Source organism: Asticcacaulis sp., from assembly GCF_027484505.1.
Lineage (GTDB): Bacteria > Pseudomonadota > Alphaproteobacteria > Caulobacterales > Caulobacteraceae > Asticcacaulis.
Window position 1 is genome coordinate 1 of sequence record NZ_JAIXSV010000111.1, and the last position, 19312, is coordinate 19312.

General features: G+C 61.8%; 18 protein-coding genes and 1 pseudogene. 6 read left to right on the top strand and 13 right to left on the bottom strand.

Annotation, left to right across the window (positions count from 1 at the left end):
- Nucleotides 1-209, top strand: a pseudogene (locus Q0072_RS06790) (aldo/keto reductase); the annotation flags it as partial.
- 56 nt (nt 210-265) lie between these two features.
- Here Q0072_RS06790 and Q0072_RS06795 read toward each other — a convergent pair.
- Entirely contained in the window at nt 266-724 is a 459-nt protein-coding gene (locus Q0072_RS06795; RefSeq protein ID WP_298327537.1) for an organic hydroperoxide resistance protein, read from the bottom strand.
- 260 nt (nt 725-984) lie between these two features.
- Between Q0072_RS06795 and Q0072_RS06800 the strand changes: the two genes are divergently transcribed.
- On the top strand, nt 985-1437 hold the full coding sequence (locus Q0072_RS06800; RefSeq protein ID WP_298327540.1) for a MarR family transcriptional regulator: 453 nt from the start codon (nt 985-987) through the stop codon (nt 1435-1437).
- Between the two features lie 38 nt (nt 1438-1475).
- Here Q0072_RS06800 and Q0072_RS06805 read toward each other — a convergent pair whose 3' ends face one another.
- Nucleotides 1476-2357 carry an SPFH domain-containing protein gene (locus Q0072_RS06805; RefSeq protein WP_298327543.1) on the bottom strand — a complete coding sequence of 294 codons (882 nt, stop codon included), beginning with the start codon at nt 2355-2357 and terminating at the stop codon, nt 1476-1478.
- 456 nt (nt 2358-2813) lie between these two features.
- Here Q0072_RS06805 and Q0072_RS06810 point away from each other — a divergent pair, with 456 nt between their 5' ends.
- A complete protein-coding gene (locus Q0072_RS06810; RefSeq protein WP_298327545.1) occupies nt 2814-3452 on the top strand; it encodes a thioredoxin domain-containing protein in 639 nt (212 codons plus the stop codon).
- A gap of 2 nt (nt 3453-3454) precedes the next feature.
- Here Q0072_RS06810 and Q0072_RS06815 read toward each other — a convergent pair whose 3' ends face one another.
- From Q0072_RS06815 to Q0072_RS06865, 11 genes are all read right to left on the bottom strand, one after another.
- Nucleotides 3455-6499, bottom strand: a complete 3045-nt coding sequence (locus Q0072_RS06815) for a tetratricopeptide repeat protein (protein WP_298327549.1) — start codon at nt 6497-6499, stop codon at nt 3455-3457.
- 345 nt (nt 6500-6844) lie between these two features.
- Nucleotides 6845-7672: a hypothetical protein gene (locus Q0072_RS06820; protein WP_298327552.1), complete on the bottom strand. Its 828-nt coding sequence runs from the start codon at nt 7670-7672 to the stop codon at nt 6845-6847.
- Nucleotides 7673-7688: 16 nt separating this feature from the next.
- Complete coding sequence (locus Q0072_RS06825) at nt 7689-8609, bottom strand: DUF6468 domain-containing protein (protein ID WP_298327555.1); 921 nt, start codon at nt 8607-8609, stop codon at nt 7689-7691.
- 9 nt (nt 8610-8618) lie between these two features.
- On the bottom strand, nt 8619-9782 hold the full coding sequence (gene fliM / locus Q0072_RS06830; RefSeq protein WP_013478935.1) for a flagellar motor switch protein FliM: 1164 nt from the start codon (nt 9780-9782) through the stop codon (nt 8619-8621).
- A gap of 47 nt (nt 9783-9829) precedes the next feature.
- Nucleotides 9830-10486: a flagellar basal body-associated FliL family protein gene (locus tag Q0072_RS06835; RefSeq protein WP_013478936.1), complete on the bottom strand. Its 657-nt coding sequence runs from the start codon at nt 10484-10486 to the stop codon at nt 9830-9832.
- A 231-nt stretch (nt 10487-10717) separates the two neighbouring features.
- Entirely contained in the window at nt 10718-11347 is a 630-nt protein-coding gene (pgsA, locus tag Q0072_RS06840) for a CDP-diacylglycerol--glycerol-3-phosphate 3-phosphatidyltransferase (RefSeq protein ID WP_298327562.1), read from the bottom strand.
- A 250-nt stretch (nt 11348-11597) separates the two neighbouring features.
- A complete protein-coding gene (locus Q0072_RS06845) occupies nt 11598-13211 on the bottom strand; it encodes a methyl-accepting chemotaxis protein (RefSeq protein ID WP_298327564.1) in 1614 nt (537 codons plus the stop codon).
- 219 nt (nt 13212-13430) lie between these two features.
- Nucleotides 13431-14561, bottom strand: a complete 1131-nt coding sequence (locus tag Q0072_RS06850) for an ABC transporter permease (RefSeq protein ID WP_298327567.1) — start codon at nt 14559-14561, stop codon at nt 13431-13433.
- A 91-nt stretch (nt 14562-14652) separates the two neighbouring features.
- A complete protein-coding gene (locus tag Q0072_RS06855; protein WP_298327570.1) occupies nt 14653-15570 on the bottom strand; it encodes an ABC transporter ATP-binding protein in 918 nt (305 codons plus the stop codon).
- Between the two features lie 181 nt (nt 15571-15751).
- On the bottom strand, nt 15752-16687 hold the full coding sequence (locus Q0072_RS06860) for an HlyD family efflux transporter periplasmic adaptor subunit (RefSeq protein WP_298327572.1): 936 nt from the start codon (nt 16685-16687) through the stop codon (nt 15752-15754).
- Nucleotides 16684-17313, bottom strand: a complete 630-nt coding sequence (locus Q0072_RS06865) for a TetR/AcrR family transcriptional regulator (protein ID WP_298327575.1) — start codon at nt 17311-17313, stop codon at nt 16684-16686. Before Q0072_RS06865 ends, Q0072_RS06860 begins: the two co-directional genes overlap by 4 nt.
- Before the next feature lie 257 nt (nt 17314-17570).
- On the opposite strand from Q0072_RS06865, the gene Q0072_RS06870 reads away from it, so the two are divergent.
- From Q0072_RS06870 to Q0072_RS06880, 3 genes are read left to right on the top strand one after another with little or no spacing between them, the layout of a single operon-like run.
- Nucleotides 17571-17960, top strand: a complete 390-nt coding sequence (locus tag Q0072_RS06870; RefSeq protein ID WP_013478945.1) for a hypothetical protein — start codon at nt 17571-17573, stop codon at nt 17958-17960.
- Nucleotides 17957-18169 carry a helix-turn-helix transcriptional regulator gene (locus Q0072_RS06875; RefSeq protein WP_013478946.1) on the top strand — a complete coding sequence of 71 codons (213 nt, stop codon included), beginning with the start codon at nt 17957-17959 and terminating at the stop codon, nt 18167-18169. The genes Q0072_RS06870 and Q0072_RS06875 overlap by 4 nt, the downstream gene beginning before the upstream one ends.
- 25 nt (nt 18170-18194) lie before the next feature.
- A complete protein-coding gene (locus Q0072_RS06880) occupies nt 18195-19133 on the top strand; it encodes an alpha/beta hydrolase (protein ID WP_298327581.1) in 939 nt (312 codons plus the stop codon).
- Nucleotides 19134-19312 lie beyond the last annotated feature (179 nt).

Here is a 19312-nt window from a genome sequence, read left to right on the forward strand (position 1 = left end):
AGGACGCACGCGTCACCTCGACCCTGATCGGAGCGCGCACGGTTGAGCAATTGACCGACAGCCTCGGCGCGCTGGACAACCTCGCCTTTAATGATGACGAACTGACGCAACTGGATCAGTTAACCCGCGACGCCCTGCCCGGCATTTTCACCGCCCCGCCGAAATCCACCGGTCAGGACCTGATCGACAACCCGCACTTCAAAGCCTGAAAAAAAGCGCCGGAGGTGTCTCCAGCGCTCTTATTTCAATGGGTTATGTGCCAAGCCTACTGCGCGACGATCACTTCGCCTGACGCCGCCTTGTGGATCAGGGTGACGTTGATATTGCCGCGCGTCGCGTTCGAATAGGGGCAGACCACGTGTGCGGCTTCGATCAGGTCGCGGGCCGCTTCGTCGGGCACGCCGGGCAGGTTGACCGTGAGCGTGACTTCGAGGCCAAAACCATTGGGGATCTGGCCAATACCGACCGATGCGTCGATCGAGGCGTCAGCGGGAACGGCGACCTTCTTCTGACCGCCGACAAATTTCAGGGCACCGATAAAGCAGGCGGCGTAGCCAGAGGCAAACAGTTGCTCCGGGTTGGTGCCCTCCCCGCCACCGCCGCCCAGTTCCTTCGGCGTCGAGAGCTTGACCGACAGGCGGCCATCAGGGGTGGAGGCGGTGCCTTCGCGGCCACCGGTGGCCGTAGCGTGAGCGGTATAAAGCGCGGTGATCGAGGTGGTCATGGTCAGGTTTCCTTTGCAGTTAGAGCGCTTGCCGAAAAGTGTGACGCACTTTTCGGATAAAAAGCGCGTTAAAACAAAAAATTTAGAGCCATAAGGCGGCTCAACTGAGCCGACGAATGCTCTAGGTTGGTAAAGAACCGCCAGCGGCGTGTCTGAAATCTAGATAGATTGCGCACAATCTTTTGTCAAATGCATTGTGCACAATTTAATTGATTTTCAGCGATATTTATGCTATCCCTTTGCCAAGTCAGGAGAAAATCATGTCCTCGCCCCTCATCCCCGCCGAAATGCGGCTGGAAAATCAGATCTGCTTTGCGGTCCATAGCGCGGCGCACGCTTTTGCGCAGGCCTATAAACCCCTGCTGGAACCCCTGGGCCTGACCTATCCGCAGTATCTGGTCATGCTGCTGCTGTGGGAGAAGGACGATCGTTCGGTGAGCGAACTGGGCACGCCGCTGTTTCTCGACTCCGGCACGCTGACGCCGCTGCTCAAACGCCTTCAGACGCAAGGGTTGATCGACCGCACCCGCGACCCCAAGGACGAACGCGTCACCCGCATCACGCTGACGGACAAGGGCAAAGCGCTGGCTGAACAAGGGCAATCCATTCCGCAGGCCATGCTGTGCGCCATGGGCAATATGGATATGCCGCACCTGATCGCGCTGCGTGATCAGGTCAAGGCCTTGGGCCAGACCCTGCGCACAGCGGCTTGAGCGGAATGATTAGCGAAATCATTCCGCTCTGAGGACACTTAATCCGCCTTTTTCAGGTCAATGAACGGCGTGGCCGAACCCGTCACCTGAGGCAGTTTGCCGTCCCACTTTTCGATAGCGCGAAGCTGCACCACGCCGGGGCTGGCGGCGATCGACTGAGCAATCAGGCGGTTGGCCTCGGCCTGACCGCGGGCCTCTTCGATCTTGGCGTCGGCTTGCGCCTTGGCCACGGCGACCTGCGCCTGAGCCGCAGCGGCATCGGCGTCAGCCTTGGTCTTGGCCTGGATCGAGTCGAGGATCACCTGCGGGTAACGGATGGTGCCGATCCAGTCGAGCTGACTGATATTGACGCCCTGCGGCTCCCACTTGCGATTGACGCGGGCCAGCGCCTTCTGGATCACCTGCTGACGGCCGCCACGATAGAGAAATTCGACGCTGACCAGCTCGGTTTCCGCCGCGATGGCCGAGCGCACATCGTTGCGGATCGGGCCTTCGAACATCTGATCGAAGGTCAGGCGGTAGCGCTTGTAAAGCTCCGGCGCCTTGCCCGCGTCGATACGCATGACCAGCTGCACGTCCGCCGTCATGGGCAGGGCGTTGTTGTCCGAGAAGTTGATCTCTTCGTTTTCAGGGCCGCGCTCATCCTTTTCGCGCGTGTAGGTATAGGTGCGCTGGATGGCCGGGAATTCGACGATGCGTTCCCCGATCAGGTTGAGGTGCCAGCCCGACGGCAGAGACGCCTTATCCACGCCGGCATTGGGGCCCAGCGTGCGGATCTTCACGCCGACATTGCCGGGCTGGATCGTCTGCCCGCACGAGGCCAAACCAAACAGCGCCAGAAGCGCCACGGCCCCCAGCGGCGCATAGACCTTCCAGCGGCCAGACAGCTTGGGGGCAGTATTGAGACTATTGAGATTCATGGGTGTCTTCGGCCCGCCGTCATCCGGCGCGGTCCGTCCTTTCCAAAAGTGAGAGTGGGTTTAGAGACAAAAGGATACGCGCCCTGAAAAAGGGTTGGCATCGTCTGGGTTTCGGGGGCTTGATCGCAAGTAAAGCAAATATGGGCTGGGCCGAGATTTCGACTAGCGGATGGTGGCTTAAGATTAGGGAAATCGAGCCGTTCCATCTTCATTCAGGGGCCGCGCATCTGTTCAGAGCGGCTATGCTTTTTCGTTTGGCGATCGGTAACCTTTGCGTTCGTTAAACTCCGTTACACCGGAGAATGCAGATATATTACATGGCCACAGCTTCGCCACAAAGCGAATCCGGACAATGATAACGCGGATGTGATCGGGGGAGGCGCGCGTCACACTTTCGCCGCCATTCTCATCATGGATACGGGGCAAAACGCACCAATCGCACCTTTGGGGGCCCTCATGAGCAAAACCTTTTCCACCCTGCGCCTGACGGTGGCGGCACTGCTGATGCTGGGGCTGGCCGCCTGTGGTCAGTCCGGGTCGAAGGGCACGATCAAGGTGGATGAACTGAGCGAAGGCAAGGCCGACGCACCGGTAACCGTGGTCGAATACGCCTCAGTGGCCTGCCCCATCTGCGCGCAGGTCAATGAAAAGATGATGCCTGCCCTCAAAAGCAAATATGTCGAAACGGGCAAGGTGCGCTACGTCTATCGGCCCATGATGACCGGCAATGCGGCGGTCGCCGCCGCGGGCCACATGCTCGCCAACTGCGTATCGCGCGATAAGGCCCTGACCGTGATCGATTCGATCATGCGCGCTCAGCCGGAAATGGATCAGGGCGGCGCGCCGGAACAATACGCCAATGCCCGGCCCGTGCTGCTGCGTATCGCCCAATCGGCGGGCCTGAGCGAGGCCGACTTCAACCGTTGCGTCACCGATCCGGCAGGCTTGAATGCGCTCAATGAGTTGAACCAGCAGGCGCTGAAAGACGGTGTCACCGGCACGCCGACCTTCCTGATCAATGGCAAGACGGTGCAGCTCAGCCGCTATGAGATCGATGAGCTTTCGTCGCACATCGACCCGTTGCTAAAGAAGTAGGCTTAAGCGGTCTTCGGGGCGGGCGCGGCCGGGGCCGCAGGCGCGGGTTGCGCGGGCTGTGTGCGGAACTTCTGCTTCATGGCCGCGACCCAGGCGGTGAAGCTGTCGGTCTGGGCGGCCGCGGTGGCAAAGTCCGACGCGCGCAGCGGCCCGTTATCGAGCCCCGCCAGCGCCACGCGCACCGCGTCGCCATTCTGAGCCGTATCGGCGTATTTGCCAAAGCGTTGCGACAGGCGATCCAGCGATTTCTGGTCACTGGCCAGGCTATAGGCCACCCCGGCGCGGATCAGATTGGCCTCTTCGCCGATGGCCAGCGCTCCATCCTTCTTCCAGCGGTCCCCCAGACGCCGCTCCAGCAGCGCCCCGGCCTTCGCCCAGTCCTTTTGCCGCCACAGTATGTCAGCGCGCACGTCCAGCGCTTCGGGCGACATATCGTTACCCAGCACTTCCAGTGCGTGATCGGGGCGGTTCAGCTCATTCAGCGCCCGCGCCTCCAGCACCCGCCGCTCGGTCAGGACGGGCTTGGGCAGCAGGGTATTGCGCGTCTTCCACAGGGCCTGAAGCGCCTTTTCCGGCTGGCGATTCATCAGGTGAATGGCCGCCAGATCGGCAGCCATCTGAGAACGGGCCACGCCCTGAAGACGATTATCTATCTGATATTGCAGCAGATCAGCGGCCTGAGACAGAAGATCAACCTCAACCAGACGCTTGACCATGCGGCGCACCATGGCGTCGCCATCGCCACCGACCGGCGTCAGGTCCTTGAAATCGAAATAGAGGCCCAGCGCCTCGATGGGTTGCAGACCATCGGCCATGCCGTCGAGGAACAGGCTGCGGAAGGCTGTACCGAGTTTCTCATTGATTTCAACCGCATCCGGCCGGTTAAAGAAGGATGCCCCGGCCCCACGCAGCACCTCCAACGCCTGACGATAGCGCCCTTGCGTCAGGTAGATATCGGCCATGGTGCGGATGGTTTCCAGTTCCGTCTCATCTCCGCGCCAGCGGAAGCGAAGCGAACTGAGCAGTTGCAACGTTTCCTCCGGCTTACCCTCGCCCAGTTCCAGCTTAAGCCGCGCCGCGCGCAACTGCGCGGGGGCATTGATACGGTCAGAGGTCGATTTGGCGATGGCGGCATAGACGCGGTAGGCGCGCGCCTTATCACCCTGTGCCTCGATGATTTCGGCCTGCACCAGTTGCGCCTCAAGGCGGTCGAGCGGCGGCACGTCCTGCCCGGCGGCATAGACGATCAGCTCCCACGCCGCCTTGGTGTCTTTCAGCGCCAGCGCGGCGCGGGCATTGGCCGTGGCAAAGCGCGTGCGCCATTCCGGCGGGAAGCCCTCCATGGCCGACACGCCCTCGGCAAAGGCCTTGCGTGCATCCTCATAGTGCCGGCCGCGTTCGGCAATATAGCCGCGCCACAGATTGGCCGCCGGATCGTTTTGCAGGGCCGTCGAGTCGAGATCGACCTGCGCATCGGACAGGCGGCCCGCCATCACCTTGGCCACCACCTTGAGACCGCGCACCTGCGGATCACCAAGGCTGCGCGGATTGTTTTTGGTCAGGAGGTCGAGCACGCCCTGCGCTTCAAAATTCATCCCCTGCCCGATCAGAAAGCGCGCCAGATCAAGGCGCGCCGCATAGGGCCCTTCGGCCCCGGTCCCCTGCTCCTCGGCGGCGGCTTCCTGAAGGCGGTTATAGGTCTTGAGGAAGCCCTCTTGCGGCATCTGGCTCCACGACGGATCAGGTAAGGTCGGGAACAAAGCCGGCTTGAAACCTGCGCGGTCGGGCTTTTGCACGCCTTCGCCATTGGACGACAGCAACAGGCCGCCGGGGCGCGTCACCGCCACGCGGTCGCCTTCGACCGTAACCATAATGTCGGGCGTCATGCGCTCGACCATCACGCCCTGCGCGGTGGCGGCAATCGAGGCCTGAAGCGTCGAACGGTCATCGCGCACGGCCTTGGCCGGACCGGGGGCCGGAATGACCGCCATACGGTCGCCCACCATCGGATCGCGAATCCACGCCACACGCTTGGCCCCGGCCAGATTGAGCGTCAGGGTCGGCGAGCCCGTCGTGTCGTCGCGCTTAACCGCCACTTCGCTGGCTTCGGCGCTCAGGGCCCGACCGCCGACGCGCACGCGCCAGGTCGCGCCCTCCGTATCGACCGACAGGCCCGTCGCCGACGGGGCAACCAGCCGCAGGGCGGTAAAGCCGTCATTCTTGACCCAGTTAGCCTCGGTGACGAGACCACCGTCTTTCAGGCCTGCGGGCAGACGGAAATCGACCTCACGGTCAAACACCATCCACACGGCTTCACCACGGCGGAACACCGCCGCCCCGGTCACTTCCGGGAAGGGAAAATCGAGTTGCACGCCGTCCTGCACGCGCACCTGCTTGAGCGCGACGACGGGGACGGCCACCTTGGCCTTGGCTTCGGCCGCCGGGGCGGGCGGCAATTCGCCCGCCTTCCCGTCCTGGGCCTTGCGGTCTTCGGCAGCGACGGTTTTCAGGACGTCCGCCGCTTCGCCGTGATCGTCCTTGCTGTCGATCTGCACAAAGACCGCACCGTCCGAGCGACCGAATCGCGCCTTGGCCCCTTCATCGAGGGTCAGCACGATCTCGCTGGCGCGGGCATCGCGGCGCAGGTCCACGGCCTTGACGCCGGTGGGCGGATTGACGCGGAAGTCACCGATGTCGGGCGTTTTGGCCCCCGGCAGGCGGATGACCACCTGCCCCTTGTCGCTGCGCACCGAAGCGCGCGACCCGACGGAGCCATAGAGTTCGACGCGGCTGACGCCCCCATTGCGCCCGACACGCAGGTCGATTTCGCTTTTGGAGGCCAGTGCGGCGGCGACTTGGTCGGCCAGGGGTGCCGACACGGCCAGACCGGCGGCTCCGAACCCGGTCAAAGCCACAGCCGCGGCGGCAAAACGGATGTTGCGCACTGTAAACCCCGCAGACACAGCCTCGCGCGACGGGTAACGCATCTGCGTTTCCGCGTTCAGCGCGGCTTTCAGCCGTGACAGGTCGTGAGGTGGGCGCGTCATGACGCTCGAATCCTTGCCCTGATTGGGCTTAAGGCAGGGTTAACGACGAGGTAACGAAGATTGATTTTTGGAGTCACTGATCCGTCAGTTTGTCGGGTAACTGATGGCAAAGCGCTGCGCGAAGCGCAAAAAAAGCATAGGAACACGCTGGATAAAGGTTAATGGTCGCACCGAAACGTCCCCAAGCCCCCACCACCACATCTCACCTGATTTCGCTACGCTCATCAGGCTTGTGTGGTCCCCCTCCCCAACAAGTTGGGGAGGTATGTATAATAGTTGGGTGCAGGGGCTGTGCCCCTGCCCGCCGGAGGCAAATAAAGCCCGACGCAGGCAAGACGGAAACAGTTACTTCTTCGCGGGGGTTTGCGGGGCCGGTGTGGCACCGGCGGCATTGACCTTATCCAGACGATTTTGCAGGTCATCCGCCTTCTTCATGCGCTGGGCCAGCTTTTCGGTCAGGTCACGCGCCTTGTCGGGCTGCATCTGGGCCAGCATGGCCGCCAGATTGCGCTCCTTCATCTTGGCGGCGATGGGCAGGCGCACATCGTCCTTGAGCGTTTCCATGACCTTGGCGGCATCCTTGGGCTTCATGGATTCATAGACCTTGACCATGCGCAGCACGTCTTCGTCGCCGGTCTTGTTTGCCTGATCGAGCAGGGCCTGCACCTGGGTCTTGAGATCGCCCAATTGCTTGATTCGGCCATCGAGCTTGCTTTCGGCGGCGGCGATCAGTTGCTCCTGCGTCGCCATCTGCTTTTCACGGGCGTCCAGCTCGGCGCGGCGTTGCGCCAGCGCCTGAATGACCTTCAGCTCAGAGGGCGACATGCCCGCCTGCTTGGCCAGATCATCGACCGAGGTGGCGCAAACCGGGGCGGCTTTTGCGGCGGCGGGCTGGGCCGCATCAAGCACCGACAGGGCCTTGTCATCGCCGGAGACCGACCCGGCGGCGGCTTCGGCGGCATCGGTGGCCGTGTCATCCGCCGAGGTCGCCTTTTCGGCCTTGGGCTTGGCCTCACCCTTTTTGGCCGCGCCATCGGCTTTCGGGGCCTCGGCCCAGGCGGTGGCGCTTTTGAGGAAGGCGGGCATGGCCTCGATCGAGCCGACCGCACGGACAGCGATAACGCCGCCGACGGCAACGGCGATCAGCGGCAGGAGGCGGAGATGATTGGCCATAAATCACATACTCAGGTCAGCGCAGCCGCCGGAACAGGGGGCGCGCGGGTTTGGGGGCCGCCTCTGCGGCTTCGGGAGCGGGCCTGTCCGGCTCAGCGGTCAGGCCAGCGTCAAACAGTTCGTCATCAAGCGCCGACGGCAGCCGCGAACGCGACAGCCGCAGAGAGTCAGGACGGACATTCGGAGCCGCAGAACGGTCGGGCGGCGCGCTTCTGCGGCCTTCATTGCGCAACGGCGGTGCCTCCGCTGAGGCGCGGCGGGCCGGACGCTGGGGTTCACGGTCCTCAGGATCGGCGAACGCTCTCAACATTTCGTTAATCGCTTCCAGCCCGATGGCGCTGACGGCGGCCTGTTCATCGACCTCCGGACGCGGGGCGGGCGGCGTTTCGGAACGCGCGCCGCGCGACAGGCGGTCATTCATGTCACGCAGACGTCCCGAAAGCGGCAGGTTGAGGTCTTCGTCGGCCTCATCCTCGTCTTCAAAGGCCGGACGTCCGCGCCCGGCATAGGTCTGACGCCCTTCGGCCCCACGCGCCCCGGCCCAACTGTCGCGCTGAACGCTACGCGCCACCGACAGGGGCGGTTCCGGCTCAGGTTCAACGATGCGCGTCACCGGAGTGACATTCACCTCTTCGAGGTCACGGCGGGCGCGTTCGGCGCGGTTAATCTGGCTTTCCAGCTTCGACAACAGGTCGCGCGCTGCCAGAATGCGCCCGTGCAGCAGCTCCTGAGATTCATCGGCATTGGTGTGCAGTTCGCGCAAGGAGGCGTGCGCCTTGATGGCCGCCTGATCCAGTTCGGCCACCGCCTTGATGAAGCTCTCCTGCCCGTTGCGCAGCGCCTTCAGGCGCGCATTGAGGCGCATGCCGTACCACAGGGCCACCAGCAGCAGGCCCATAAGGACCATATCCATGATCAGTCCGGCGGCGGCGGGCATGGGGGCGGACTACTTCTTCCTGATCTGCGTCAATCGGCGCTTGGTTGAGGCCGCCAGCGGGTGATCGACCCGGACAGCGATATTGTGGCCTTTGCGTCCCATCTTGCCATTGGTCAGCGGAATCGTGCCGCACCGCAGTTCAATGGGAGAATCAGCCGTTGCATTGAGCACGATGGTCTCACCGACCTTCAAGTTCAAGACCTCAGACAGCGGCATCTGCTGTTCGTCGAGTACGGCGCGCACTTCCATCTGAGTCGTCCACAGTTCCGTGGCCAGGTGGCTTTCCCAGATATTATCGCGGCCGAACTTTTCGCCCATGAACTGCTGAAGCAGCATTTTGCGGATGGGTTCCAGCGTCGCATAGGGCAACAGCAACTCAACGCGTCCGCCACGGTCTTCCATGTCGATGCGCAGCTTGACCAGAATGGCCGCATTGGCCGGGCGCGCAATGGCGGCAAAGCGCGGATTGGTTTCCAGACGGTCCAGATTGAAATTGACCGGCGTCAGCGGCTCAAACGCCATCTTAGCGTCGTGCAGGATGACCTCGACCATGCGCTGCACCAGCACGCGCTCGATCGTGGTATAGGGGCGGCCTTCGATGCGCAGGGCCGCCGTGCCGCGCCGCCCGCCCAGAAGCACGTCCACGATGGAATAGATCAGGTTGGAATCGACGGTCAAAAGCCCGTAATTGTCCAGTTCTTCGGCGCGAAACACCGCCAGAATGGCCGGCAACGGGATGGAGTTCAGATAATCGCCGAAGCGTATGGACGAGATATTATCGAGCGACACTTCGACGTTGTCGGACGTAAAGTTGCGCAAGCTCGTCGTCATCAGGCGCACCAGGCGGTCGAAGACGATTTCCAGCATCGGCAGGCGTTCATAGGACACCATGGCCGAATTGATGATGGCCCGGATGCCGGACCGCTCATTGTAATCGTCGTCGCTGAGGTCGAAGCCCAGCAGGCTGTCGATTTCGTCCTGATTGAGGATGCGTTCGGCCCCGGTCGGCGAGGCCATGCGCGCATCGCCTCCACCGCCGCCGACCATGGCTTCCCATTCGGCCGCCAGATCGCCCGCACCCCCGTCGCCCCCGCCGCCGGTCGCCGCTTCGGCCTCGGCAGCCAGTTCGGCTTCCCATTGGGCCATTAAGGCTTCCTGATCGACTTCAGCCATGAACTTCTGCTTCCCGACTACTACTCAGACCCGACTGTTACCCTGATTCAGGTAATCAGCATCTCCTCAATCAGCACCGCATTGACCTTATGCGGGGCTAACACCAGATTGACACGACGCAGGATCTCCAGACGCAGTTGATAACTGCCCTGAGAGCCGGTCACGTCCTCCGGACGCAGTTCGCGCAGGAAGCCCTGTAACACGTCATCAATACGCGGCAGGCTCTGATTGAGCAGTTCGACCGTCTCATGATCCGCCACTTCGAAGGTCAGTTTCAGCTTGAGGTAGGTCGCCTTGCCATTGGTCGTCTGGATGTTGGCCAGCGTGTCCGGCAGGGTGAAGTAGGTGATGCCGTCCGGCCCTTCGGCGATCACCGGCTGGGTCTTGGGATCGACCTTTTCGCCGCCACCACCATGGCCGCCCTTCTCTTCCTTCTTCTTGCCGTGGCCGTCGTCTTTTTTCTTTTCTTCGCCGTGCCCCCCCTTGGCCTCTTCGCCGTGCGCACCGGCTTCGGCGGCCGGCTTGGGCTTGAGGAACAGGAAATAGGCCGCGGCCCCGCCCCCACCGAGCAGAACCACCGCGCCGCCAGCGATAGCGATCAGCATGATCGGCAAGCCTTTTTTCTTTGGGGCTTCGCCGTCTTCGCCTTCGGCACCGTCAACCGGCGGCGCCTCTTCCTTCTTGGGTTTCTCTTTCTTGGCCATTACCCGCCCGATACCATGAGTCCATACAGGCCTTAAGCCTCTCAAAACATGGTTAACGAAGCGTTTGGAAAGACGGTTAGCGCGTTAACTTTTTCGCGACAGAAGGGAATTTAAGCCAACTCCCATGCGAAAAGTCGTCAGTTTGGATGAGATGGCAGGAGGCTAGCGCCGCCCGTATATGAATACGGGCAAGCGACGCCGACGCCCCAGATCGCCAAACTCACGACTTTTCTAAAGTTGGCGGCGCGTTTGAATGAAGTACGTGACGCCCGTCCAGATCGAGGCCAGGGCGGCGAACCACAGGGCAAGATAGGCGATGGTGAAGAAGGGGTCGTACCACAGGGGCAGCAGCTTTTCCAAGCCGAAGGCGGCCCAGCTTTCGGTAATCAGCAACGCGCCCAGAGACGTCATCTGAATGGCGGTCTTCCACTTCGACAGCAGAGTCACCGGCAGGGAGAGACTGCGTCCGGCGGTGGCTTCGCGCAGGGATGAAACGGCAAATTCACGGAACAGGATGATCGCGCCGGGCAGGACGAAGATGGGGTCGCCCGTGTGCATGGCGAACAGGCCCAAAAGCGTGCCGCAGACCAGAATCTTGTCGGCGATGGGATCAAGAATCGAGCCCCAGACCGAAACGGCGTTCAGCTTACGCGCCAGATAACCATCGAGGTAGTCGGTCGCCGCGGCCACAACAAACAGGTAGAAGGCCCAGCGTTGCAGCCCGAAGATCATGTCCGGCATCACCGACACCATCGGAATGGCATCCGCCGACACCGCCATCAGCACAAACATAGCGATCCCCAGCACCAGCCGGGTCGCCGTCAGTATGTTGGGGATGGGGTTGACCTGTTCGTTCGTCATCGCACGCACCTTGGGGTTTTACCGGCGCACTGTTTGGCACTTCTGACGCCAAATCTCAAAGGAAAAAGCCCGTCGGACGAAACCGTCACGGGCCTTTTCCCGTCTGGATCATTATGATTTCTGGTAGAAACATAATGATCCAGCTTTTGTTTAGTCCCTCGCCGGGCGGTGGCTTTGCCACCTTGGCCGCCGCCTCAATGGCGGCTTGTGCGGAATGATTCCATTCGGAATCATTCCGCTTGGCGTCGCATCAGGCACGTATCTGGCGCACGAAGCCGTCCACCTTGTCGCTCAGTTCGCGGGCACGACCTTGCAGGGCTTCGCTGGCCCCGGCGACCTTTTGCGCCGTCAGGCCGGTGTTTTCCGCCGAATCGGTGACGTTTTGCATATTGTCGGCGATTTCGCGCGCCCCGGCCGCCGTGGCGTGGATGGTGTGCGAAATTTCCGCCGTCACCTGCGACTGCTGACCCACGGCCTCGGCAATAACGCCGGTGCCCGCCTCGATCTCGGCAATGGTGCGCAGGATGTCGTTCATCGCCTCAACCGACAACTGGGTTTCAGACTGAATGGCCCCCACCAGCGCCGAAATATCGCCCAGCGCCTTCGACACCTGATTGGACAGGGCCTTGACCTCAGAGGCCACCACCGCAAAACCACGACCCGCCTCACCGGCGCGCGCCGCCTCGATAGTGGCATTGAGCGACAGGAGGTTGATCTGGCCGGCAATGGTGTTGATCAGCCCGACGACATCGCCGATACGCCCCGACGATTCGCTCAACCGTTGAATCACCGACTTGGCCGTATCGCCCTTGTCAGACGCCACGCGCACCACGGCGGCGGCGTGTTCGGCCTGTTCGCGGATGGCGGCGATGGAGGCCGTCAGTTCTTCGGCCGCGGCGGCCACCTGAGCGGAGTTGGAAGCGGCGTTCTGCGAAATGCCGGAGACGCGATGGGTGCGCGTCTTGGTGTCCTGCGCGATGTGGGTGACGTTATCGGCCTCGCCTTTCAGCAAGGCCGTGGCCGAGACCACCTCGCTGACCACTGTCGTCACCGAAGCCTCCAGTTCGTCGGCCAAAGCATTCAGCGTGCGGCGACGCAGTTGCGCGGCGCGTTCGGCCTCATGCGCTTCGGTTTCCTGACGCTGGCGCTCCATGTCGCTGATGCGCTGCGCCTGTTCGGCGGCGGCCTGCCGCGAGCGGGCCATCACCTGACGCGCCCGGTAGACGCCAAGGCCGACACCCACCGCGCACAGGGCCGCCATCCCCAGACCGATCAGCAGGGCCAGACGGATACGGTTCAGGCTGGCCTGATATTCTTTCAGCGTGATGTCCACCCCGACCAGACCGGCAAACTGCCCCGAGGCATCGGTAAAGGGCGCGTAGCCGGACAGGAAGGTGCCCCATTTGTCGGTAACCGGTTCGCTTTCGGTCGCGCCCTTGCGGTCGCGGAAGGACTGAACCAGCAGGGGCGAGGCGTCTTTATATTCTTCCATCACCGCCGAGGGCTCACCATTGCTGCCGGTCGGCTGCACGTCCATGACGAAATAAACCTTACCCTCGCGCTCCACCATGGCGTAGATGAAGGCCAGACGCTTGTCGGCATCGACCAGCTTCTGAAATGGGGCAGCGACCTTCTGATAATCGGCCCCTGCCTTGTCCGTCCCGGAGGTGAAGCTCCCCAGAGTGTCCGCATCCAGCAGCACGGCAGCCTGATTTGAAAGGCCTGCAAGATTATCCCGAATCTCGGTCTTCATGCCGTGCTGCGCCGTCATATAAACCGCCAGCGACGCCACCAGCGCCACACCGAACACCAAAGCCCCCGCCAGCACGCCATCGCGCAGGGGCTTGATACCCTGAACCGTCATCTTCCGCCTCGTTTTGATAGAACGCTGGATTCGGTTTTACGGCCTCATCGGTTAATTTAGGTTAATTTTGCGGCGCACATAAAAAATTAATCATCCTACCAACGGCCGAATAGGCTGACCGCCTCCGGTCGTTGAAAACTCGAGACTGTCTCATATGTGTCAAGGACATGAAACAGTCTCGAAAGGCATACCCAGAGGCATTTTCAATGCCCCTGGGTATCAGTCCAGCGTCACCCGATAACGCTTGAGCGCGATAAAGCTCGCCACGGTAATAAAGATCAGCAGCGGCCAGATATTGTGCCACACGGCGGCGGCATCGGCGCCTTTGAGCATAATGCCCCGCACGGCGCGCAGAAAATGCGTCAGCGGGAAGACCGAACCGATCCACTGCGCCCAGTCGGGCATCCCACGGAACGGAAACATAAAGCCTGACAACAGGATCGACGGCAGAAAGAAGAAGAAGGTCATCTGCATGGCCTGCATCTGGGTGCGGGCAATGGTTGAGAAGGTGAACCCGACGGCCAGATTAGCGATGATAAACAGGCCGACACAGGCCAGAAGCAGCCACGGCGAGCCCAGAAACGGCACCCCAAACACGAAGGTCGAAGCCAGCAGCACGATACCGGTCTGGATCAGGCCCACCCCGACATAGGGGGTGATCTTACCCACCATCACCTCCCACGGGCGCGCCGGCATGGCCAGCAGGTTTTCCAGCGTGCCGCGTTCGCGCTCGCGCGTCATGGCCATGGAGGTGATCATGATCATGGTCATGGTCAGGATGACACCGAGCAGACCCGGCACGATATTGTACTGGGTGATACCTTCGGGATTGTAGCGGCGATGCACCACGACATCGACCAGAGGCTGCTGACCCTGCAATGCGGACCAACCGCGTCCTAATCCATCGTTGATTGATCTTCGCACGATCTCGTTCATCTGCCCCACCGCCCCGGACGCCGCCGACGGGTCAGAGGCGTCTGCCGACAGCAGCAGTTGCGGCCGGTCGCCGCGCAACAGGCTGCGCGTAAAGCCCGATGGCACCTCCACGACAAAGGCCACCTCGCCGTTTTGCAGCAACCGATCGGCCTCTGCCGGGTCGAACACCTGCTGTTTGATGTCGAAATAGGTCGATTGGCGCATGGTGGCGACGATGGACCGCACAGCGGGACTGGTTTCCTCCAGATAGACGGCGGTCGGCAGGTGGCGCGGATCGGAATTGATGGCGAAGCCGAACAGGGTCAGTTGGATGATCGGCACCATGATCATCATGCCAAAGGTCATGCGGTCGCGCCGCATCTGGATAAATTCCTTGGCCAGTATGGCAAGGATGCGTTTCAGCGGGGCGATCATGATTTGTCCACCGCCACGTCCGCTCTTTCCGAAAGGAAAAACGGACAAAACCTGAAATGGAAAGGCGGAGCGGCAAACACAGAGTCTTTTTTCATGACTTGTCCTCCGCCTGACTCATTAAGTGGATGAAGACGTCTTCGAGGCTGGGGCATTCGCGCCGCCACTGCGTACCCGCCCCGCCTTCGCTGGCGATCAGGGCGTCGAGCTTGGCGGCATCGCTGTCGGAAACGTGCAGAGCCGAGCCGAAATAGGCCACGTGTTCAGCGCCGTCACGACCACGCAAACGGTCGGCCAGCGCCCGCACGCCAGGCCCTTCGGCGACCCAGGTGTGCAGGCCGCTCTCGTCGATGATGCGACTCACCGGGCCCTGCGTCATCAACTGGCCATAGGCGATATAGACGATCTCATCGCAGCGCTCGGCCTCATCCATATAGTGGGTCGAAACCAGCACGGTCAGGCCCTCGGCGGCCAGCCGGTGAATCTGGTCCCAGAAGTCGCGCCGCGCCTGCGGATCGACGCCCGCCGTGGGCTCATCCAGCAGCAGCATTGCGGGGTTGTGCAGGGTGCAGGCGGCCAGCGCCAGCCTCTGTTTCCAGCCGCCGGACAATGTACCTGCCAGTTGTTTCTGGCGACTGCTCAGGCCAAGGGTTTCCAGCGTCTGATCAACGACTTGTTTTATATTCTTAAGTTCATAAAGCCGCGCCACGAACTCCAGATTTTCGCGGATCGACAGGTCCTCCCAAAAGGAGAATTTCTGCGTCATATAGCCGACCTGCCGCTTGATTTGGCGGCTGTCGGCGATCAGGTCGAAACCCAGGCAGGTGCCCTGCCCCGCATCTGGTTTAAGAAGTCCACATAACATACGGATAGTTGTGGTTTTTCCGGAACCGTTCGGCCCCAGAAAGCCCCAGACCTGACCTTTGGGCATTCGGATGGCGACATTATCGACGGCCACGCGATCGCCGAAGCGTTTGGTCAGGCCGTGCACGTCGATGGCAAGGTCGGTCATGGCCGCCTCCTCCTGTTTACGAAGGCGGTGTCAGGGCGCAGTCGCCGACAGAGGGGGGCGTATTGGCGCGGTCTGCCCCTCCCACCGCTTAGCGGTCCCCCCTCCCCGCTGCGCAGGGAGGGAGAAAGGCCCTCATCTCTTGTACCTCCCCGGCTTACTGGAGCGTGGGAATTGCCCGTCTTCATAGCGCCACATCCACGGGCTGACCGGCTTTGAGCGCGTCGGGTTTTTGCGGCGTCGCCTCGATCAGAAAGACCAGCTTCTTGCGTTCACGCACCGAATAGATGACCGGTGGCGTAAACTCGGCCTCTGGCGACACATAGCGCACCTTCGCCGTCTGAGCCTGACAGCCGTCACAGGACAGGCGGATCGTCTGCCCGACCCTGATTTTAGGCAGATCACCCTGCGGCACGTAAAATCGCACAAATTCGCGCCCCCTGGGATAGACGCCAAGCACTGGCGTGCCCGCCGCAACGAACTCTCCGGCCTCGCGCAGACGCCGCTCGACCTGCCCGCTAAGGCGCGCCTTGACTGCCCGTTCGTCCAGCACCCATTGCGCCTGAGCCGCTTCGGCCCCGGCGGCCTGCGCCTGAGCCTGCGCCGCCGCAAGCTGATCCGTGCGCGCCGCCTGACGCCGCGCCTCGATATTGCGTTCAATGGCGGCGACATTGGCTTCGGCCGCCTGCCGCGTGGCCCGGAGCTGATCGAGTTTGGCCTGAGACACATAGCCCTGCGGTGCCAGTTTGGCGTAGCGCGCCTCTTCGGAACGGGCGAGGTCGAGCGAGGCGCGCGCCTGATCGCGCTCTTTCAGCAGGGGCGCAATATCCGCCTCGCGCGCGCCCTTGCTGAGATCGGTCGCCGTCGCTTCGGCGGCCCGCCGCTGGCTCTCGGCGCCGCTTAAAGCCTGCTGCTGCTGCGTCGCATCGAGCGTAAACAGGGGCTGACCTGCGCTGACCGTCGCCCCGTCATCGACATAGACCTGCGTCAGCCAGCCGGATTGCGGCGCGGCGACTGCCACCGACTGCGCCTCGACATAGCCCGTATAGTGCCCGGCCTCTTCGCGCGCACAGGCGCTTAAGCATAACGGCAAACACAGAAGCGCGTAGCGACGGCTCATGGCCTCACTCCTCTCAGGAACGTCTCGACATGGGCTTTCAGATAGGGCCGCGCCTTGACCGCCGGGGCGCTGATCTCACCAAAGGTGAAGTACCACAGCGCCGCCTTGACCACCGGCGCGATGAACAGATGCGCGTACATCTTCGGATCACCGGCGCTCAGTTCCCCACGCGCTATGGCCCGCCGGAACAGGTCCTCCACCGCCTCCAGAACCGGCGTGATGACCTCATCATGATAAAAGCGCGCCAGTTCGGGAAAGCGCGACGCTTCGCGAACCAGCAGCTTGGGATAAAGCGGCACCGTACCCGCGTCGATCTTGCCACCGATAAAGTGCGTCACGCGCTTCAAAAGCCAGCCCACCGGGCCGTTATAATGGTTGAGCACAAACAGGATGCGCCCGACGCGTGGCAAGACGTCCCGCCGCAGCAAGGCCGCAAACAGCGCCTCCTTGGTCGGGAAATAGAGATAGACCGTGCCCTTGGACACGCCCGCCGCCGCCGCCACATCGTCCATGCGCGTATCGGCAAAGCCGTGGCGACTGAACAGGTCATAGGCCGCCCGCAACAGGGCATCGCGGCGGACATCGGGCGACAGGCGCAGACGTTTTTGATGGGTAAGGTCGGGCATGGCTATACTGACTGACTGGTCAGTAATTAATATCACAGCGCTACACAGACGACAAGCGCGCCCCGGAGCGTTCGGTTGTCTCTGACGCCTCATGTTTTTCCGAAAAGGGGTGTCCACTTTTCGGCACGAGGCTTCCACGCCATGTAACACAAACCTGACATTTTTTCCTCATGTCAGGTTGACATTACATTTTTGCGATGTAAGCTTAACCTTACATCCGGCCCGATGTCCTTTCACCTTTGCCAAGGACGACACCCATGAACCTGAAAACACCCGCCGCCGAATACGCGATTCAAATGACCCTCTGGATGGCGCTCTATGCTGGCCTGCTGATCGGCGCGATCCTGTATATCAAGGCCAATCACCCGACGGGTCCGCTGCTGTACGCACTGGCCGTCCTGCCCGCCCTGCCCATTGGCGGCACCATTGTCACCTTCCTGCGCTTTATCGAGCGGTCGGATGAGTTTATCCGCGCCATGATGGTCCGCCGCGTCCTGATCGCCATGGGCCTCACCCTGTTCCTTAGCACCGTCATCGGCTTTATCGAGAACTTCACCGAAACCCAGTTGATCGAGCGCTATCTGGTCTATCCCATGTTCTGGGCCTGCTTCGGTCTGGCCTCGCCCTTCATCCGGGGCAGCAAATGAAGAACCGCCTGAAAGACCTGCGCACTGAGGCCGGTCTGACCCAGGCCGATCTGGCCGCCCGCCTCAACGTCTCGCGGCAGGCCGTTATCGCCATCGAGTCCGACAAACATGATCCGTCGCTCGATCTGGCCTATCGTATCGCCGCCATTTTCGACCTTGCCGTCGAAGCGATTTTTGAAAATCCGCATCGTCTGAACTCAGGCGAATAAAAAACTGATCTGAAAAGGAAATCCTATGTTCAAGCGCTTTATTGCAAAGCCTTCGCGCTACCACTTTGCCATTTGGGTCGTGGTCGCCCTAGGCATCCTCGCCGCCAACCTGTCAGCCGCCAAATCCGCCACCCTTTACCCCGATGCCCCCACGGCGCGCTTTTCGGTTGAGGTGGTGGGCACAGGCCCCGACCTGATCCTTATCCCCGGCCTCAACTGCTCGCGCGAAGTGTGGGAGGCCACGGCCGAACGCCTCAAAGGTCGCTATCGCCTGCACCTGCTGCACATCGCCGGTTTTGCCGGTGAGCCCGCCGGCGGCAATGCCGAAGGCCCGGTCATCACCCCGTCCGTCGAGGCGCTGAATGCCTATATCCTGCAAAATAAGCTGAAAGACCCCATTGTGGTCGGTCATTCGCTGGGCGGGCTGATGGGGCTCAAGCTGGCCACCCGCCACCCGCAGGCTCTGTCCAAGCTGATCGTCGTCGATGCTCTGCCCTTTATCGGCGTGCTGTTCAACCCGGTCGCCACGGTCGATACCATCGCCCCGCAGGCCGCTCAGTTACGCGACGCCCAGCTTAAGGTCGATGACGCCACCTATAAGGCACAGCAGGACGCCGCCCGTGCCGCTCTGGCGGCAGCCACCACGGATGCCGAACGCAACCAACGCCGCATCGCCCTATGGACGGCGCTGAGCGACCGCCGCGTCTCGGCTCAGGCCTTCTATGACGACATGACCATGGACCTGCGCCCTGAGCTTTCGAAGATCACCGCCGCGGTGACCGTCCTCGTCCCGCACCACGCCTCCAAGCCCTTTACGCCGGAACAGACCTTTGGCTTCTATACGCAACAATATAGCGGCACGGCCAAACTCAATATTGTCGGCATCAAGGATAGCCGCCACTTCATCATGTACGATCAGCCGCAGGCCTTCGCCGAGGCGCTGGATGCCGCATTGCAAAAATAACGCCTTGTAGTTGAAAGTTTTTATCACGACGGATGACCTCTTGCGGGGTCATCCGTTTTCGATTAGGCCGAAAACTCATAAAACGGGTTTTCAAGGTGGCGTATGCGTGATTCAAGGCTTTCATTGATTTGGAGGCCTTTTTCATGACCCGTCGCCGCTACGAGCTGACAGAGAAGGAA

What these genes read in the sequence shown, in the direction of transcription:
- Q0072_RS06850 (WP_298327567.1), bottom strand. Translation starts at nt 14,561, where the DNA reads ATGATCGCCCCGCTGAAACGCATCCTTGCCATACTGGCCAAGGAATTT.
- Q0072_RS06845 (WP_298327564.1), bottom strand. Translation starts at nt 13,211, where the DNA reads ATGACGGTTCAGGGTATCAAGCCCCTGCGCGATGGCGTGCTGGCGGGG.
- Q0072_RS06880 (WP_298327581.1), top strand. Translation starts at nt 18,195, where the DNA reads ATGTTCAAGCGCTTTATTGCAAAGCCTTCGCGCTACCACTTTGCCATT.
- Q0072_RS06870 (WP_013478945.1), top strand. Translation starts at nt 17,571, where the DNA reads ATGAACCTGAAAACACCCGCCGCCGAATACGCGATTCAAATGACCCTC.
- Q0072_RS06810 (WP_298327545.1), top strand. Translation starts at nt 2,814, where the DNA reads ATGAGCAAAACCTTTTCCACCCTGCGCCTGACGGTGGCGGCACTGCTG.
- Q0072_RS06800 (WP_298327540.1), top strand. Translation starts at nt 985, where the DNA reads ATGTCCTCGCCCCTCATCCCCGCCGAAATGCGGCTGGAAAATCAGATC.
- fliM (WP_013478935.1), bottom strand. Translation starts at nt 9,782, where the DNA reads ATGGCTGAAGTCGATCAGGAAGCCTTAATGGCCCAATGGGAAGCCGAA.
- Q0072_RS06875 (WP_013478946.1), top strand. Translation starts at nt 17,957, where the DNA reads ATGAAGAACCGCCTGAAAGACCTGCGCACTGAGGCCGGTCTGACCCAG.
- Q0072_RS06825 (WP_298327555.1), bottom strand. Translation starts at nt 8,609, where the DNA reads ATGCCCGCCGCCGCCGGACTGATCATGGATATGGTCCTTATGGGCCTG.
- Q0072_RS06820 (WP_298327552.1), bottom strand. Translation starts at nt 7,672, where the DNA reads ATGGCCAATCATCTCCGCCTCCTGCCGCTGATCGCCGTTGCCGTCGGC.
- Q0072_RS06855 (WP_298327570.1), bottom strand. Translation starts at nt 15,570, where the DNA reads ATGACCGACCTTGCCATCGACGTGCACGGCCTGACCAAACGCTTCGGC.
- Q0072_RS06795 (WP_298327537.1), bottom strand. Translation starts at nt 724, where the DNA reads ATGACCACCTCGATCACCGCGCTTTATACCGCTCACGCTACGGCCACC.
- Q0072_RS06860 (WP_298327572.1), bottom strand. Translation starts at nt 16,687, where the DNA reads ATGAGCCGTCGCTACGCGCTTCTGTGTTTGCCGTTATGCTTAAGCGCC.
- Q0072_RS06805 (WP_298327543.1), bottom strand. Translation starts at nt 2,357, where the DNA reads ATGAATCTCAATAGTCTCAATACTGCCCCCAAGCTGTCTGGCCGCTGG.
- Q0072_RS06835 (WP_013478936.1), bottom strand. Translation starts at nt 10,486, where the DNA reads ATGGCCAAGAAAGAGAAACCCAAGAAGGAAGAGGCGCCGCCGGTTGAC.
- pgsA (WP_298327562.1), bottom strand. Translation starts at nt 11,347, where the DNA reads ATGACGAACGAACAGGTCAACCCCATCCCCAACATACTGACGGCGACC.
- Q0072_RS06815 (WP_298327549.1), bottom strand. Translation starts at nt 6,499, where the DNA reads ATGACGCGCCCACCTCACGACCTGTCACGGCTGAAAGCCGCGCTGAAC.
- Q0072_RS06865 (WP_298327575.1), bottom strand. Translation starts at nt 17,313, where the DNA reads ATGCCCGACCTTACCCATCAAAAACGTCTGCGCCTGTCGCCCGATGTC.